A 15,499-nucleotide genomic window follows, 5' to 3' on the forward strand; every position below is an offset into this window, starting at 1 on the left:
GCGCATCATCACCGACGAGACCAAGAAGGAAATGAAGCGCGTCCTGGCCGACATCCAGTCGGGCCGCTTCGTGAAGGACTTCGTCCTCGACAACCGCGCCGGCCAGCCCGAACTGAAGGCCAGCCGCATCGCCGCCAAGCGCCACCCGATCGAGCAGGTCGGCAGCGAACTGCGCGCGATGATGCCGTGGATCGGCGCGAACAAGCTGGTGGACAAGGCGAAGAACTGATTTGTTCGTCTGGGGGGTGGGCTCGGTGAGACACCGGGCCCTCCCCCATCCCCTCCCGCCTGCGGGAGGGGCGTGCTTGTGGCTGCGGCAAGCACGCAAGCTGACTTAGCAGCGCTTTGACAGGTCGCGGTTATGCGTAACGGCGGCCCAATAACGCTCCCCTCCCGCAGGCGGGAGGGGATGGGGGAGGGAAAGGGGCCTCGCAGAGACCACCTCCCCACCCCAACGCGGAAACGCATCGTTGCGACCTTGGCCTTTGACGTGCGTTCACCGCACGGCCCACAACGGCCCCAGTCCAACAGGGAGTACCCACGCATGCGTTTCGCCGTCCCCGCCGCCCTGGCGCTCGTCCTCGCCACGCCCGCCGCCATCGCTCAGACCCAGCCGGGCGCACCCGTGGCCTCGCGCGTCGTCGCCGGCACCTATGCCGTCGATACCGCCCATACCCAGGTCACCTGGTCGCTGAACCATATGGGCTTCTCGATGCTCGAGGGGCAGTTCGGCGCATCCGGGGGCACACTGACCCTCGATCCGGCCCGGCCGCAGACCGCCAAGGTCGACGTGACCTTCAAGATCGACGAACTGTCGGTCACCAGCGCCAAGTTCGCCGAGCATCTGAAGTCCAAGGATTTCTTCGACGCGGCCACCTATCCGACCGCGCGCTTCGTCTCGACCGGCGTCAAGGTCATGGGCACCAAGGCGGTCATTACCGGCAACCTGACCATCAAGGACCAGACCAAGCCGGTGACGCTGAACGCCACCTTCTTCGGCGCGGGCACCAACCCGATGTCGAAGAAGCTGAACGTCGGCTTCCGCGCGACGGGCAAGATCAAGCGTTCGGACTTCGGCGTCGGCGCCTACACTCCGGTAGTGGGTGACGAGGTCGACCTGACGATCAACGCCGCCTTCACCGCGCAGTAAACTCGCGCTCGTCTCCCATTCGCGAAAGGCGGGGTCGTCATTACGGCCCCGCCTTTTGTTTTTTATAATCGACCGGCTCAAAAATCCGTCACCGCGCAACAAACCGTGCGACCGGTCCATCCGCGATATGGACAAGCCCGCCCCGACGCGGCATGAACCCGTACATCATGATCCCCGCGCTGCCGCTCCTGTCGCTTCGACTTATCCGCCCTTAGGGGAGGATCGGCGTGGCCATGCGCGACTTCCCTAAGGGCTGGATGAACCGATAAGCCTATCCCCGCTGCGCCCCTGGCCTGACGCGGCCGAGACTGTTGGAAGACCCGATCATGCTGCGCGATCCCTCGACCAAGTACCGCCCCTTCCCCACCATCGCCCTGCCCGACCGGCAATGGCCGAACCGCACGATCACGAAGGCGCCGCGCTGGCTGTCGACCGATCTGCGCGACGGCAACCAGGCGCTGATCGATCCGATGGACGCGGAAAAGAAGACGCGGATGTTCGACCTCTTGGTCAAGGTCGGCCTGAAGGAGATCGAGGTCGGCTTCCCCAGCGCGGGCGCGACCGAGTTCGACTTCATCTCGGGCCTGATCCGCGACGAGCGCATCCCCGACGACGTGACGATCCAGGTCCTCACCCAGTCGCGCCGCGACCTGATCGAACGCAGCTTCGAGAGCCTGGAGGGCGCGCGCACCGCGATCGTCCATCTCTATAACGCGGTCAGCCCGGCCTGGCGCAAGATCGTGTTCGGCATGACCCGCGACGAGGTCCGCCAGATCGCCGTCGAGGGCGCCAAGATCCTGCGCGACGAGGCGGCCAAGCGGCCGAACACCGACTGGTTCTTCGAATACAGCCCCGAGACCTTCTCGACCGCCGAGCTGGATTTCTCGGTCGAGGTCTGCGCCGCCGTCATGGACGTGCTGAAGCCGACGCCCGACCATCCGCTGATCCTGAACCTGCCCGCCACGGTCGAATGCGCGACGCCCAATGTCTATGCCGACCAGATCGAATGGTTCGGCCGCAACATCCCGAACCGCGATTCGGTGGTCATCTCGCTCCACACGCATAACGACCGGGGCACCGGCGTCGCCGCGGCCGAACTGGGCGTGATGGCGGGTGCCGATCGGGTCGAGGGCTGTCTGCTCGGCAATGGCGAGCGCACCGGCAATTGCGACCTCGTGACCGTGGCACTCAACATGTACACCCAAGGCGTCGATCCCAAGCTCGACCTGTCGGACATCGACGAGGTCGTGAACACGGTCAATTACTGCACCAACCTGCCCGTCCATCCGCGCACCCCCTATGCGGGCGATCTGGTCTTCACCGCCTTTTCGGGCAGCCATCAAGACGCGATCAAGAAGGGCTTTGCAGCCCAAGCGGCGCGCAACGACGATCTGTGGGAAGTGCCCTACCTCCCCATCGACCCCGCCGATCTCGGCCGTTCTTACGAAGCCGTCATCCGCGTCAATTCGCAATCGGGCAAGGGCGGCGTCGCCTGGGTGATCGAGCAGGACAAGGGCTTGAAGCTGCCCAAGCGGCTCCAGGCCGATTTCAGCCGCCATGTCCAGGCACTGGCCGACGCCACCAGCCGCGAACTCAACGCCGCCGATATCTGGGCGGGGTTCGAGGCCACCTACCTGCCGCGCGAGGGCGACCGCTTCGTGCTGCGCGACTATGAGGAAAGCGGCTCGACCGGCCAGCGGACCTTTATCGGCCGCGTGCAGGTGGACGGCGAGGAACGCTCGATCTCGGGCCGCGGCAACGGCCTGATCTCCAGCGTGATCGCGGCGCTCGCCGACACCACGGGGCCGAACCTGGAAGTCATCGACTATAACGAACACGCCATCGGCCACGGCGCGGACGCACAGGCCGCCGCCTATGTCGAAGCGCGCACCCCCGATGGCCGGGTGGTGTTCGGCGTCGGCCTGGACACCGACATCGCCACCGCCAGCGTCCGCGCGGTGCTGTCCGCCGCCAACCGGGCGTGATGCGCCCTGTCCTTCTCGGCTAAGACGACGCGCCATGCCGGCCATCGGAGCGTCGTCTTTTCGTCCCCCGATAAGGGCAGTGGCAGACCGAAGGTCTGACGCGGGGGTGTCGCCATCATGAGCGTCGACACCCCCGCATCACCCCGACCGTCGCTCTGGAACCTCGTACCCGAGCGATACCGCGACAGGGTGCGCGAGCGCGGCGCCTCGCTGACACTGACGATCCTGGCGCATCTGCTGCTCGCCTGGCTGTTGCTCCATCTGGCGCCCAAGCTGATCGAGCAGGATAAATCCCCCTCGCTCAGCACCTTCTCGGTCTCCCCCTCGACCGAGGATGCCGGCGCGCCGGTGCCCAGGACACGCACCGTCACGCGCAAGCCCGCCGCCGCCGGCGGGTCGAAGGCGCCGGTGATCCAGAAGCAGCCCGACACCCCCACGCCCCCGACCGAAAAGCCGGCGGAGACGACGCCCACCCCGGCCTGGCAATGGGGCGACAAGTCCCTGTTCGCGGCGGGCGACATCGCTGCCCTGCCCAAGGGGTCAGGTAAGGGCGTCGGGTCGAGCGATGGCGACGATCGCGGCGAGGACAGCGCCTCGGCCTATGGTCCCGGCGAGGGCCCGGGCGGCAAGCGCCTATACAACGCGCAATGGTATCCGCGCCCGCCCAGCGATGCCGAACTACGCGGCTATTTGCGCAACCCGCCGCCGCCGGGCAGTTGGGCTTTGATTGCATGCCGGACCATAACCGATTACCGGGTTGAGAATTGCCAGATCCTGGGCGAGTCCCCCGCCGGTTCGGGCCTCGCCCGCTCGATGCGCGAGGCGGCGTGGCAATTCCGCGTCCGCGCGCCGCGCATCGGCGGCAAGGAAATGGTCGGCGAATGGGTGCGCATCCGCATTGACTTCACCACCAGGGGCGGCGGCTGATCCTCAATAGGTGAATTGCAGCTGGGTGCGGATCAGGTCACCGGTCGCGCGGCCGGTCCGCCGCGAATCCGCCTCACGCCGTTCCATCCGCGCATAGGCGAGCGTCAGCTCCAGCGCCTCGACCAGTTGCAGCTCGACGCCGGCCTCCCATTCGTCGGTTTCCAGCCGGGGTGCGTCGGCATTGGCCTTCCACCCGCCGCGATAGCGTTGCCAGCGGACATAGGGGATGGCGCGGCCGACCGGGGTCCGGCCCAGATTGCCCATCAGCTGGACATAACCGCCGCCCAGCGGCGACGATCGCACCATGCGCAGATCGCTGTCGAACTGCGGGCCATAACCGCTGGTCCATTCGGTCTGGATGCCGAAGGGCTGCGGATAGAGGATGGCGTGGAAACCGACGCGTTCGTCGCGATAGCTCTGCATGCTGACGCCGCCGCTGCGCAGTTCGGGGCGGAAACGGTTGAACAGCGCCGATCCCCCGACCTCCAGCACCTGCCCCCGGAACAGCGGTCCCAGACCATCGAGTTCGATCGGCCAGGTCGCCATCGCGACCTTCATCACCGTCGGGTTGCGCTCGGTGCGGTTCGTCCCCTGCCCGTTATAGACCGACAGCCCGAACGCGCCATAATTGCCGAACAGCTTCTGCTTGGCCTTGGTCAGCCGGTCCCAGATCGCCTGGACGCGGTCGGGCGTGTAATAGAGGTTCATCCCGACATCGCGCTCGCCCGGCACGCCGCTGTTCATCGCGTCGGAGCGGTCGAACGGCACGCGGTTGGACGAGGATTGCAGATTCTCCCATCCGAACGGCACCTTGGACTGGCCGAAGCGCAGCCGGAGGCGGCGCTCGGGATCGAGGAACCAGTCGACATAGACGTCGCGCAGCTGGCCGAAATTCTCGCGCCGCTCCGCACTCGACTGATTGTTCACCGCCGTGCCGAAGTCGTGCTGGAAATAGAGTTGCAGCCGATCGGTGATGTCGCCCTGGAGCACCAGCCGGACGCGGCGCAGCAGGAAGCCGCCATCCTCGTTGATCGAACTGTCATGCACCGAGCGCAGCCGCGATCCGGTGTCGGACGGCGGGCCATCCTCATCCAGCACGGCATTGTAGCGCAGCTGCGTATAGCCGCGCAGGCGGAACCGTTCATACCAGGGTGCACGGGCGGATGGAGGCTTGGCGACGGCGACGCGCGGTGCCGGGGCGCTGGCCGGGGGCGTGGTCGCCGCCAGTTGCGGCGGGGCTGCAGGCGCGGCCGGTGCGGCGGGCGGGATCGCGGGTGCCGCGACGGTGACGGTTCCCTTTTGCGCATCGGTCAGCGCCTTGATCTGCGCTTTCAGCTCATCGATCTGGCGTTGCAGCTCCTGCACCGTCTGCGCGTTGGCCGGGATGGGGCAGATCGCCAATGCGATAATGGCCGCCAGCCCGTAACGGGCGCGATGGGGTCTCGACTTCATCACCATGCTGGTTCCGCCCTGTTTGCGGCGGCTTAGGCCAGCCCCCGCCCGGTTCGCAACAGATTGATGACAGTCCGATGATAATTCGATGACAGCGCTGAACGGCCTTCATGTGAGAGGAATACCGATTCCTGCTGGGCCGGATCGACATCCGGGCATACATGTCGATTGACCCTAGCGCGCGCGGCGGATCTCGCATCCGACCCGCGCGTCGGGATAGATGCCGGTCTTCATCGACCGGACCGTCACCATCTCCACGCGCGGATCGGAGAGGCACAGGGCCGCCACCGCCTCGCACAGACTTTCCTGGAGCGCGAAGCCGGGTCCTTGCGCCATCGCCAATATGCCGTCGCGCAGGAAATCGTAATCCAGCACCTCGTCGATCCGGTCGGCGCGGGGGGCGGCGGGATAGGTGACGGTCATCGCGACCGACAGGCTGATCGACTGTGGTTCGGCTTCGTGGGGGTGGATGCCGAGGCGCATCGTCAGGCGCAGATCGTCGAGCAATATCGTATAGGTCGCGCTCATTCCCGCCCCTCGAACATCACATCGCCGTCACGGCGGCAGAAGCGCTGCCCGCAATCGACGTACAGCGTCTGCCCCCTGATGCCTCGGGCGGTCATCAGGAAAGACACCGCCTCCGCCACCGCCGCCGCGCCGATCGGGCGGCGCAGCAGGTTCTTGACCGATGCCGCAGCGAACTCCTCATCCGACTGGTCGCCGCTTTGCAGGGTCAGGCCGGGCGCAACCGCATTCACCGCGATACGCGGCCCCAGCCCTTGCCCCAGCATCATATTCGCCCCCGCCAGCGCGAACTTGGCGCAGCTATAGGCGAAGAAATCGGGGTTCGGATTGGCGAGCTTCTGGTCGAGGATGTCGACCACCGCCCCGTCCGCCACATCATCCTGCCGTGCGAGCGCGGAGGCGAGCAAAACGGGCGCGGCGGCGTTGATGGCGTAGAGCTTCGCCATCAGGTCCGCATCCGTTTGCGGCGGCCGGTCGAACTCGAACGCCGAGGCAGAGTTGACCAGCCCGTCGATCGGTCCTCCTGCCGCTGTACAGGCGCGCGTGAACAGCGCATCGCTGTCGCCCAGGTCGGACAGGTCGCCCTGCACCATCGGCGCATCCAGCTCCGCCGCCAGCGCCGCCGCATCCTCGGCTGAGCCGTTATAATGGATCACCGGCCGATGCCCGTCCGCCGCCAGCCGCCGGGCGATGCTCGCGCCCAGCCTTTTGGCCGCGCCGGTCACCAGCACGGTGCGGCGGATCATCCGGCCATGCCCATCAGCGACAGGACTTCCTTGCGGCTGCGATCGTCGTCGCGGAACACGCCCATCATCCGGCTGGTCACCATCGACACGCCCGGCGTGCGCACCCCGCGCGAGGTCATGCAGCCATGCGTCGCCTCGATCACCACCGCGACGCCCAGCGGCTTGAGATTATCCCAGATACAGTCGGCGACCTCGGCGGTCAGCCGCTCCTGCACCTGCAACCGGCGCGCGAAACCGTGGAGGACACGGGCCAGCTTCGAGATGCCGACGACATGGTTGCGCGGCAGATAGGCGATATGCGCGCGGCCGACGATCGGGGCCATGTGATGCTCGCAATGCGACTGGAAGGGGATGTCCTTCAACAGCACGATCTCGTCATAGCCGCCGACCTCCTCGAACACGCGCGACAGGTGGACGGCAGGGTCGTCGCCATAGCCGGCGCAATATTCGCGCCACGCCCGCGCGACGCGTTTGGGGGTGTCGATCAACCCTTCGCGCGTGGGATCGTCGCCGGCCCAGGCGATGAGCGTGCGGATCGCGTCGGCGACATGATCGGGCACGGCGATCTTGCCGTCCTCCCCAATCAGGTCGCCATCCTCCGGGTCGCCATGCGCGCAGCTCATAAATCGTCCTTCACGTCAAAGCCGGTGCGATAGCGTATCGATTGCCGGGGTGCAAAACTCGCATCCCCTTAACCCATGTCACACAAATCCGTTCAGCCTGAGCGAAGTCGAAGGCCACGCTACACCGCCTGAACCTGGGCATATTCCCTTGGCCTTCGACTTCGCTCAGGCAGAACGGAGGGAGGGATGCTTGGCTCAGCAGGCGGGGATTTATCGCCGCAGTCGCTCCGCCGCCCAGGCGACATGGTCGGCCATGAAGGTGGAGATGAAATTATAGCTGTGATCGTAGCCCGGCTGCATCCGAAGCGTCAGCGCGATCCCCGCCTTCTCGCACGCCTCGGCCAGCAATTGGGGGCGGAGTTGTTCGGTCAGGAACTGGTCGGCATCGCCCTGATCGACCAGCAGGTCGGGCACGCGCGCACCGTCCTCGATCAGCGCGACGGCGTCCGCCTGTCGCCAAGCCGCGGTGTCCTGCCCCAGATAACCGCCCAGCGCCTTTTCACCCCACGGCACTTGAGATGGCGCGACGATGGGGGCGAAGGCCGACACGCTGCGGAACCGATCCGGGTTGCGCAGGCCGATGGTCAGTGCACCGTGCCCGCCCATCGAATGGCCGGTGATCGCTTGCGCATCCATGTCGGCCATGGGGAAATGCTCGGCGATCAGCGCGGGCAATTCGTACTCGATATAGCTGCGCATCTGGAAGTGCGGTGTCCAAGGTTCTTGCGTCGCATCGACATAGAAGCCAGCGCCCTGCCCCATGTCATAGGCATCGTCGTTCGCCACGGCCTCGCCACGCGGCGAGGTGTCGGGGGCGATGAAGATCACCCTGTGCTCGGCGCAAGGGGCGCGGAACTCGCCCTTGTCCGTCACATTGGCATGGGTGCAGGTCAGGCCCGACAGATACCAGAGGACGGGCAGCTTCTCGCCCTCGTCATGCTCGGGCACGAAGACCGAGAAGGTCATGCGCGTGCCGGTCGCCGCGCTGTCATGCGCATAGACGCCCTGCACGCCGCCATGCGCCTTGGAAGTCGACATCGTCTCGATCGTCATCGGAACACCACCGTCCGGTTGTCATTGAGGAAGACCCGCCGCTCACCCACCCAGACGACGGCGCGGGCCAGCACCTGCGCCTCGATATCGCGGCCGATACGGATCAGGTCGTCGACGCTGGCGCGGTGATCGACCCGCTCGACCGCCTGTTCGATGATTGGCCCTTCGTCGAGGTCCGCCGTCACGAAATGCGCGGTCGCGCCGATCAGCTTCACCCCGCGCGCATGCGCCCGGTGATAGGGCTGCGCGCCCTTGAAGCCGGGCAGGAAGCTGTGATGGATGTTGATGCACCGCCCCGGCAGCGCGGCGACCAGCCGCTCGCCCAACACCTGCATATAGCGGGCGAGGACGAGATAATCAGCGCGCGTGCTCTCCATCAGGTCGAGCATCGCCGTTTCCTGTTCGGCGCGATTGCGGTTGTCGACCGGCAGGTGATGCCAGGGCAGGCCATGCCACTCCACCAGCGGACGCAAGCTGTCATGGTTGGACACGACCCCGACGATCTCGACCGGCAGCGTGTTGGTCCGCCAGCGATGGAGCAGGTCGTTGAGGCAATGCGAGCCCTTCGACACCGCGATCAGCATCCGGGGCCGCTCGGTGGCGGGGGCGACATGCCAGTCGAACCCGAACCGCGCCGCAGGTTCCGCCAGCGCCACGCGCACCCCCTCGACCGAGGCGGGAAAACGATTTCCCTGCCCGGTGAAGACGATGCGCAGGAAGAAGCGCCCCGTCTCCAGATCGGCATATTGCTGGCTGTCGAGGATGAACCCGTCGATCCCCGCCAGCGCGCCGGACACGGCGGCGACGATGCCGACCCGGTCCTGGCACGCCAGCGTCAGGATATAGTCGCCGCTCACGCCCCGGAAGCGGGCGCGGTCAGGCGACAGCCGAGGCACAGCTTGTTGCCGTCCGGGTCGCGCAGATAGCCGAGATAGGCCGGCCCCATCGGCGTCTGCCGCTCACCCACCGGCGCTTCGATCGCGGTGCCGCCATGCGCCACGCCCGCCGCATGCGCGGCGTCGAGCTGCGCCGGATCGGCCGCGCCTAATCCGATGGTCCCGCCATTGGCGAAGGTCGCGGCCTGTCCGTCGATCGGGCGGGTGACCATGAAGGCCGCGCCATTGTGCCGGTAGAGCAGACGGTCGCCCATCTGCATCCCCGGCTCGCCGCCCAGCGCGCCGAAAAGCGCGTCGTAGAACGCCTTGGACCGCGCGATGTCGTTCGATCCGACCATGATATGCGTATACATCAGACTGCCTCCACCAGATGCCGTGCGCACAGCTTGTTGCCAGTCGGATCGCGCAAATACGCCAGATAGACCTTGCCGACGGGCACGTTGCGGATGCCCGGTGGGTCCTCGATCGCGGTGCCGCCATGCGCCAGCCCGGCGGCATACCAGGCATCGGCCTGCTCGGGCGAGTCCATCGCAAAGCCCAGCGTCGCACCATTGGCGTGAGTGGCGGGCTCGCCATCGATCGGCTTGGAGATTAGGAAGCGCGCGCCTTTGTGGCTATAGACCAGCCGCCCGAGCGGATCGACGACACCCTCGGGCGCGCCCAGCACGCCCAGGATCGCGTCATAGAAACGCTTGGCCGCCGCGATGTCGTCGGCCCCCAACATGACATGGCTGAACATCAGAAGATCACAACGCTGCGGATGCTCTCGCCCGCATGCATCAGGTCGAAGCCCTTGTTGATCTCCTCCAGCGTCAGGCGGTGGGTGATCATCGGGTCGATCTCGATCTTGCCGTTCATATACCAGTCGACGATCTTGGGCGTGTCGGTCCGACCACGCGCGCCGCCGAACGCGGTGCCGCGCCAGTTACGACCCGTCACCAGCTGGAAGGGGCGCGTGCTGATTTCCTTGCCCGCCTCGGCCACGCCGATGATGATGCTGGTGCCCCAGCCCCGGTGGCAGGATTCCAGCGCGGTGCGCATCACCTCGGTATTACCCGTCGCGTCGAAGCTATAGTCCGCGCCGCCATCGGTGAGTTCCAGTACCTTGGCGATTGTCTCCTCGCGGCTCAGCCCCTTGGAATTGAGGAAGTGGGTCATGCCGAAGCGGCGGCCCCATTCCTCGCGGTCGGGGTTGATGTCGACACCGATGATCCGGCCCGCGCCCGCCAGCTTGGCGCCCTGAATGACGTTCAGGCCGATGCCGCCCAGCCCGAAGACGACGATATTCTCGCCCGGCTGGACCTTGGCGGTGTTGACCACCGCGCCCACGCCCGTCGTCACGCCGCAGCCGATATAGCAGCTGGTATCGAACGGCGCGTCCTCGCGGATCTTGGCGACCGCAATTTCGGGCAGGACCGTGAAGTTCGAGAAGGTCGAGCAGCCCATATAATGGAAGATCGGCCGGCCCTTATAGCTGAAGCGGGTCGTGCCGTCGGGCATCAGCCCCTTGCCCTGGGTGGCGCGGATCGCGGTGCACAGGTTGGTCTTGCCCGACAGGCACGACTTACACTGGCGGCATTCTGGGGTGTAGAGCGGGATGACGTGATCGCCCGGCACCACGGACGTCACGCCCGCGCCTACCTCGCGCACGATGCCGCAGCCTTCATGACCCAGCACGCTGGGGAAGATCCCCTCGCTGTCGAACCCGTCGAGCGTATAGGCGTCGGTATGGCAGATGCCGGTCGCCATGATCTCGACCAGGACCTCGCCCGCCTTGGGGCCTTCCAGATCGAGTTCGACGATTTCGAGCGGCTTCTTGGCCTCGAAGGCGACGGCGGCGCGGGTCTTCATGGGTTCCTGTCTCCTTGGATGGCCGCCCTGATGCCCCGCCGGGCCGGGCGTTGCAACCAACGAACGCCCCGGCGGATTGATGGCGACCAAACCTCAGGAGAGTGACGATGACCGAGTTCAAGAAGGGCGATCACGTCGAGTGGAACAGCCATGGCGGCACCGCCGAGGGCAAGGTCGTGAAGAAGCAGACCAGCGATACCCAGATTAAGGGCCATACCGTGCGCGCGTCGAAGGACGAGCCGCAATACATTGTAGAGAGTGACAACGGCGGAAAGGCGGCGCACAAGGCGGACGCGCTGAAGAAAGCGTGATTCACGCGCGTCCCGCCATCGGGCCGGGACGCTGAAGGATTATAGGAAGGAATAACATGGCCACCGCAACCACGGGCACCGGCATCCACGCCCCGGTCCAGCCGTCCGAGGAACTGGGCGCGATCGTCGGCAACGAGAAGCTGCCGCGCAGCCAGGTCATCAGCAAGGTGTGGGACTATATCAAGGCCAACAACCTGCAGAACCCGGAAAACAAGCGGGAAATCCTGGCCGACGACAAGCTGAAGAAGGTGTTCGGCAAGGACAAGTGCACCATGTTCGAGATGAACAAGTTCATCTCGGCACACCTGAAGAAGTAAGCCTTCCCGCCGCATCCCAGGCCCGGTGCCGGGATGCGGCCTCCACCCGTTCGCGCGCTATCGCAGGTCGAGGACCAACGGTTTGCGCGCGGCGGAGGTCGGCGACGGACGCGGCGTTTGCTGGGCCAGAGCCTTGCCCGCCTGCCCTCCCGGTGCAGCGGGTGTCGCCGTCGGCGCCGGCACGGACGATTCCGCACCCGATTTTTGCGCCTCGATCTGGTTCAGCCGCTGCTCGACCAGTTGCGCGTCCAGCAATTTGCGGTCGCCCTGCATCGTGGCGATCTGCGCCTCCAGGGCGGTCACGCGCTGCTCCAGCATCTTGACGCGGACCTGATCCTCGGTTTGCGCCACCATCTCGCGCGCGGCCTTTTCCTGGCGCGATCGTTCCTGCCGCTCCGCCTGGGCCACCCGATCATCGGGCGATGACGGCTGACATCCGGCCAGCGCACCCAGGACGAACAACGAAACACAAACACGACGCATCGACGATCGCCCCCATGGGATTGAAGGATGGCGGCTTATCCCTCGCCGCGCCGCCGGGAAAGTCCTACGCCGTCCCGTCCGGCCCCCATAAACCTATCTTAAGTTTCGAACGCTATCGAGCGGTCAGATTTGCTAGGGATTTGCACCAATGAACTGGTTTAAGCGAGATGTCGCGGACCTCGACACGCGCGTGGCGCGTGCGCTCTTCGACCGGTCGCCCGATGCCATTCTCCTGATGTCGGGCGGGCAATATGTCGCGTGCAATGCCGCCGCCGAAACCATCTACGAACGCCCCCGGTCCGAGATTCTCGGTCATAGCCCTTCGCGTTTTTCCGCCCCCATCCAGGGGGACGGTCGCCGCGCCGAAGATCATGTCCCCGAACGGGCGCAACAGGCGCTGCGCGACGGCTTCGCACGTTTCGAATGGTTGAACATGCGTCCGAACGGCGAGGCGCGGCGCTGCATCGTCATGCTGATCCCGCACCCGGTCGAGCGGCCCGACGATCTGCTCGTCATCACCCAGCAACTCGATGAAACGAGCCAGGTCGTGGATTCGCTGCGTGACGGATTGCGCAAGGTCGCGGGCGGCGACCTGACCTATCGCATCGAAACGCCCTTCCGCAGCGATTACGAGCCGTTGCGCGCCAGCTTCAACGACACCGCCGCCATGCTGCAGAACTCGATGCGCGAGATCGACGCCGCCTCGCAGCGCGTGCGCAACGGCGCGGCCGAGATTCGCCATGCCGCCGACGACCTGTCGATGCGCACCGAACAGCAGGCCGCCTCGATCGAGGAAACGGCCGCCGCCGTGCAACAGATCAACGTTACGGCGCAGCAATCGGCGGTCAGCGGCGCCAAGGCGGCCGACGTCGCCGCCTCGGCCCAGACCAACGCCGCCGAGAGCGGCGTGGTGGTGCAGCGCGCGATCGACGCCATGGGCGGCATCGAGCGGACCTCGAACGAAATCTCCGACATCATTGCGGTGATCGACGGCATCGCCTTCCAGACCAACCTCCTGGCGCTCAATGCCGGGGTGGAGGCCGCGCGCGCGGGCGATGCCGGAAAGGGCTTCGCCGTCGTCGCCAGCGAGGTCCGCGCGCTCGCCCAACGCTCGGCCGATGCCGCCAAGGATGTGAAGAGCCGGATCGGCGCCTCGGCGGATCAGGTGCGCGCGGGCGTCGAGCATGTCCATGCCGCCGGCTCCGCGCTCGACCGGATCGCCGCGCAGGTCCGGGAGATGAGCGGCCTGATCGCCGACATCGCCGGTTCGGCCCAGCAACAGGCGACGGGCTTTTCGCAGATCAATCTGGCGATCGGCGACATGGATTCGATGACCCAACAAAATGCCGCCATGGTCGAGGAGACCACGGCCGCCGCGCGCCAGCTGGCACTGGAGGCGAACGGCATGGCCGAGACGGTCGGCCGGTTCGACCACGGCGCGGGCCATGCCGCGACGATCACCGACGACTGGACACCGGCACGGCGCATCGCCGCCTGAGGCCATCGCGGATAGTGACCCGTGAGGACAAAGGGGCCGCCCGATCGCGGGTGGCCCCCTTCCCCGTTACTTCGTCTTGAGCGCGGCCTGCGCCGCCGCCAGCCGCGCAATCGGCACGCGGTAGGGGCTGGCCGAGACGTAATCCAATCCGACCGACTCGCAGAAGGCGATCGACGCCGGATCGCCGCCATGCTCGCCGCAAATGCCCAGCTTGATACCGGGCCGCGTCGCCCGGCCGCGCTCGGCGGCCAGGCTGACCAGTTCGCCCACGCCCTCGACGTCCAGGCTGACGAACGGATCCTTGGCGTAGATGCCCTTCTCGACATAGGCGCCCAGGAAGCGCGCCGCATCGTCGCGGCTGACGCCCAGCGTGGTCTGGGTCAGGTCGTTGGTGCCGAACGAGAAGAACTCGCCCACCTCGGCGATCGCACCCGCCTTCAGCGCGGCGCGCGGCAGCTCGATCATGGTGCCGACCAGATATTCGACCGTCTTGCCACGCTCGGCGAACACAGCTTGCGCCGCCTTGTCGACCACCGCCTTCATCAGCTCCAGCTCGCGGCGCGTGGCGACCAGCGGGATCATGACCTCGGGGATCGGCGCTTCGCCCGACTTCTCCGCGACGTCCAGCGCCGCCTCGAAGATCGCGCGTGCCTGGATTTCGTAAATCTCAGGATACGTCACGCCCAGGCGGCAGCCGCGATGGCCGAGCATCGGGTTGAACTCATGGAGTTCGTTCGCCCGGCGCTTGAGCGTATCGACGTCGACGCCCGCCGCCGTCGCGACCTCGGCGAATTCGGCCTCCTGCTGCGGCAGGAACTCGTGCAGCGGCGGGTCGAGCAGACGCACCGTCACCGGCAGGCCCGCCATCACCTCGAAGATCGCGGTGAAGTCGGCGCGCTGTTCGGGCAGCAGCTTGGCGAGCGCGGCACGGCGGCCCGCTTCGTCCGAGGCCAGGATCATCTGGCGCACCGCCGTGATCCGCGCGGCGTCGAAGAACATATGCTCGGTGCGGCAAAGCCCGACACCCTCCGCGCCGAAATCGCGCGCGGTCTGGCAGTCAAGCGGGGTTTCGGCGTTCGCCCGGACCTTCAGGCGGCGGACCTGATCGGCCCATTCCATTAGCGTGCCGAAATCACCCGCCAGCTCGGGCTGCACGGTGGCGACCGCGCCGACCATCACCTCGCCGGTCGACCCATCGAGCGTCAGGATGTCGCCCTCGCGAACCTCACGGGCCCCGACGCGCAGCAGCTTGGCCTTGTTGTCGATCGACAGCGAGCCTGCGCCCGAGACGCAAGGACGCCCCATGCCGCGTGCGACGACCGCCGCATGGCTGGTCATGCCGCCGCGCGCGGTCAGGATGCCCTTGGCCGCGTGCATGCCGTGAATGTCCTCGGGGCTGGTTTCGACACGGACGAGGATCACCGCCTCGCCCGCCGCCGCCGCGCGCTCGGCGGCATCGGCGTCGAACACCACCTTGCCCGACGCGGCACCGGGCGACGCGGGCAGGCCCTTGGTCAGCACGTCACGCTTGGCGCTGGGATCGAGCGTCGGATGGAGCAGCTGGTCGAGCGCCGCCGGATCGACCCGCGCAATCGCTTCCTCGCGGGTGATCAGGCCCTCATTGGCCATGTCGACCGCGATCTTCAGCGCCGCCTTGGCGGTGCGCTTGCCCGAGCGGGTCT

General features: G+C 66.7%; 17 protein-coding genes and 1 pseudogene. 7 read left to right on the top strand and 11 right to left on the bottom strand.

Going from position 1 to position 15,499, the window contains the following annotated elements:
• From ACQKJZ_RS13220 to ACQKJZ_RS13235, 4 genes and pseudogenes are all read left to right on the top strand, one after another.
• A pseudogene (locus tag ACQKJZ_RS13220) lies at positions 1-229 on the top strand (ketol-acid reductoisomerase); the annotation flags it as partial.
• Between the two features lie 315 nt (positions 230-544).
• Positions 545-1,150, top strand: coding sequence for a YceI family protein (locus tag ACQKJZ_RS13225; RefSeq protein WP_427731481.1), 606 nt, complete (start codon positions 545-547; stop codon positions 1,148-1,150).
• A gap of 326 nt (positions 1,151-1,476) precedes the next feature.
• Positions 1,477-3,135: a 2-isopropylmalate synthase gene (gene leuA / locus ACQKJZ_RS13230; RefSeq protein ID WP_427731482.1), complete on the top strand. Its 1,659-nt coding sequence runs from the start codon at positions 1,477-1,479 to the stop codon at positions 3,133-3,135.
• Positions 3,136-3,252: 117 nt separating this feature from the next.
• Positions 3,253-4,062 (top strand): hypothetical protein, encoded by an 810-nt coding sequence (locus ACQKJZ_RS13235; RefSeq protein ID WP_427731483.1) that lies wholly within the window; start codon positions 3,253-3,255, stop codon positions 4,060-4,062.
• Positions 4,063-4,065: 3 nt separating this feature from the next.
• On the opposite strand, the gene ACQKJZ_RS13240 is transcribed toward ACQKJZ_RS13235, so the two are convergent.
• The 9 genes from ACQKJZ_RS13240 to ACQKJZ_RS13280 all read right to left on the bottom strand — a co-directional run bounded on the left by ACQKJZ_RS13240 (position 4,066) and on the right by ACQKJZ_RS13280 (position 11,208).
• Positions 4,066-5,514: a porin gene (locus tag ACQKJZ_RS13240; RefSeq protein ID WP_427731484.1), complete on the bottom strand. Its 1,449-nt coding sequence runs from the start codon at positions 5,512-5,514 to the stop codon at positions 4,066-4,068.
• 174 nt (positions 5,515-5,688) lie between these two features.
• The gene (locus ACQKJZ_RS13245) at positions 5,689-6,042 is read right to left on the bottom strand and encodes a dihydroneopterin aldolase (protein ID WP_427731485.1); all 354 of its coding nucleotides are present in this window, start codon (positions 6,040-6,042) and stop codon (positions 5,689-5,691) included.
• On the bottom strand, positions 6,039-6,785 hold the full coding sequence (locus tag ACQKJZ_RS13250; RefSeq protein WP_427731486.1) for an SDR family oxidoreductase: 747 nt from the start codon (positions 6,783-6,785) through the stop codon (positions 6,039-6,041). The genes ACQKJZ_RS13245 and ACQKJZ_RS13250 overlap by 4 nt, the downstream gene beginning before the upstream one ends.
• Positions 6,782-7,408, bottom strand: coding sequence for a GTP cyclohydrolase I FolE (folE, locus tag ACQKJZ_RS13255; RefSeq protein ID WP_312489381.1), 627 nt, complete (start codon positions 7,406-7,408; stop codon positions 6,782-6,784). The genes ACQKJZ_RS13250 and folE overlap by 4 nt, the downstream gene beginning before the upstream one ends.
• Before the next feature lie 210 nt (positions 7,409-7,618).
• Entirely contained in the window at positions 7,619-8,461 is an 843-nt protein-coding gene (fghA, locus tag ACQKJZ_RS13260) for an S-formylglutathione hydrolase (protein ID WP_427731487.1), read from the bottom strand.
• Entirely contained in the window at positions 8,458-9,318 is an 861-nt protein-coding gene (gene purU / locus ACQKJZ_RS13265) for a formyltetrahydrofolate deformylase (RefSeq protein ID WP_427731488.1), read from the bottom strand. Before purU ends, fghA begins: the two co-directional genes overlap by 4 nt.
• Positions 9,315-9,710: a VOC family protein gene (locus ACQKJZ_RS13270; RefSeq protein ID WP_427731489.1), complete on the bottom strand. Its 396-nt coding sequence runs from the start codon at positions 9,708-9,710 to the stop codon at positions 9,315-9,317. Before ACQKJZ_RS13270 ends, purU begins: the two co-directional genes overlap by 4 nt.
• The gene (locus tag ACQKJZ_RS13275) at positions 9,710-10,096 is read right to left on the bottom strand and encodes a VOC family protein (protein ID WP_427731490.1); all 387 of its coding nucleotides are present in this window, start codon (positions 10,094-10,096) and stop codon (positions 9,710-9,712) included. The genes ACQKJZ_RS13270 and ACQKJZ_RS13275 overlap by 1 nt, the downstream gene beginning before the upstream one ends.
• Entirely contained in the window at positions 10,096-11,208 is a 1,113-nt protein-coding gene (locus ACQKJZ_RS13280; RefSeq protein WP_427731491.1) for an S-(hydroxymethyl)glutathione dehydrogenase/class III alcohol dehydrogenase, read from the bottom strand. Before ACQKJZ_RS13280 ends, ACQKJZ_RS13275 begins: the two co-directional genes overlap by 1 nt.
• A gap of 107 nt (positions 11,209-11,315) precedes the next feature.
• Here ACQKJZ_RS13280 and ACQKJZ_RS13285 point away from each other — a divergent pair, with 107 nt between their 5' ends.
• Entirely contained in the window at positions 11,316-11,519 is a 204-nt protein-coding gene (locus tag ACQKJZ_RS13285) for a DUF2945 domain-containing protein (RefSeq protein ID WP_183952827.1), read from the top strand.
• A 56-nt stretch (positions 11,520-11,575) separates the two neighbouring features.
• Positions 11,576-11,836, top strand: a complete 261-nt coding sequence (locus ACQKJZ_RS13290; protein WP_007405135.1) for an SWIB/MDM2 domain-containing protein — start codon at positions 11,576-11,578, stop codon at positions 11,834-11,836.
• Between the two features lie 57 nt (positions 11,837-11,893).
• Here the strand turns inward: ACQKJZ_RS13290 and ACQKJZ_RS13295 are convergent, their stop codons facing one another.
• Positions 11,894-12,319, bottom strand: a complete 426-nt coding sequence (locus ACQKJZ_RS13295; protein WP_427731492.1) for a hypothetical protein — start codon at positions 12,317-12,319, stop codon at positions 11,894-11,896.
• Between the two features lie 148 nt (positions 12,320-12,467).
• Between ACQKJZ_RS13295 and ACQKJZ_RS13300 the strand changes: the two genes are divergently transcribed.
• Positions 12,468-13,817 carry a methyl-accepting chemotaxis protein gene (locus ACQKJZ_RS13300; protein WP_312489374.1) on the top strand — a complete coding sequence of 450 codons (1,350 nt, stop codon included), beginning with the start codon at positions 12,468-12,470 and terminating at the stop codon, positions 13,815-13,817.
• Between the two features lie 66 nt (positions 13,818-13,883).
• Here ACQKJZ_RS13300 and ACQKJZ_RS13305 read toward each other — a convergent pair.
• Positions 13,884-15,499, bottom strand: a 1,616-nt coding sequence (locus ACQKJZ_RS13305; protein ID WP_427731493.1) for a putative PEP-binding protein, incomplete at its 5' end; no start/stop codon positions are given.

This window comes from Sphingomonas sp. NPDC019816 (genome assembly GCF_050274375.1).
GTDB lineage: Bacteria > Pseudomonadota > Alphaproteobacteria > Sphingomonadales > Sphingomonadaceae > Sphingomonas.

Excerpts from the sequence above, each read along its gene's own strand:
- ACQKJZ_RS13225 (WP_427731481.1), top strand. The coding sequence starts at position 545 with ATGCGTTTCGCCGTCCCCGCCGCCCTGGCGCTCGTCCTCGCCACGCCC.
- leuA (WP_427731482.1), top strand. The coding sequence starts at position 1,477 with ATGCTGCGCGATCCCTCGACCAAGTACCGCCCCTTCCCCACCATCGCC.
- ACQKJZ_RS13235 (WP_427731483.1), top strand. The coding sequence starts at position 3,253 with ATGAGCGTCGACACCCCCGCATCACCCCGACCGTCGCTCTGGAACCTC.
- ACQKJZ_RS13240 (WP_427731484.1), bottom strand. The coding sequence starts at position 5,514 with ATGAAGTCGAGACCCCATCGCGCCCGTTACGGGCTGGCGGCCATTATC.
- ACQKJZ_RS13245 (WP_427731485.1), bottom strand. The coding sequence starts at position 6,042 with ATGAGCGCGACCTATACGATATTGCTCGACGATCTGCGCCTGACGATG.
- ACQKJZ_RS13250 (WP_427731486.1), bottom strand. The coding sequence starts at position 6,785 with ATGATCCGCCGCACCGTGCTGGTGACCGGCGCGGCCAAAAGGCTGGGC.
- folE (WP_312489381.1), bottom strand. The coding sequence starts at position 7,408 with ATGAGCTGCGCGCATGGCGACCCGGAGGATGGCGACCTGATTGGGGAG.
- fghA (WP_427731487.1), bottom strand. The coding sequence starts at position 8,461 with ATGACGATCGAGACGATGTCGACTTCCAAGGCGCATGGCGGCGTGCAG.
- ACQKJZ_RS13270 (WP_427731489.1), bottom strand. The coding sequence starts at position 9,710 with ATGTATACGCATATCATGGTCGGATCGAACGACATCGCGCGGTCCAAG.
- ACQKJZ_RS13275 (WP_427731490.1), bottom strand. The coding sequence starts at position 10,096 with ATGTTCAGCCATGTCATGTTGGGGGCCGACGACATCGCGGCGGCCAAG.
- ACQKJZ_RS13280 (WP_427731491.1), bottom strand. The coding sequence starts at position 11,208 with ATGAAGACCCGCGCCGCCGTCGCCTTCGAGGCCAAGAAGCCGCTCGAA.
- ACQKJZ_RS13285 (WP_183952827.1), top strand. The coding sequence starts at position 11,316 with ATGACCGAGTTCAAGAAGGGCGATCACGTCGAGTGGAACAGCCATGGC.
- ACQKJZ_RS13290 (WP_007405135.1), top strand. The coding sequence starts at position 11,576 with ATGGCCACCGCAACCACGGGCACCGGCATCCACGCCCCGGTCCAGCCG.
- ACQKJZ_RS13295 (WP_427731492.1), bottom strand. The coding sequence starts at position 12,319 with ATGCGTCGTGTTTGTGTTTCGTTGTTCGTCCTGGGTGCGCTGGCCGGA.
- ACQKJZ_RS13300 (WP_312489374.1), top strand. The coding sequence starts at position 12,468 with ATGAACTGGTTTAAGCGAGATGTCGCGGACCTCGACACGCGCGTGGCG.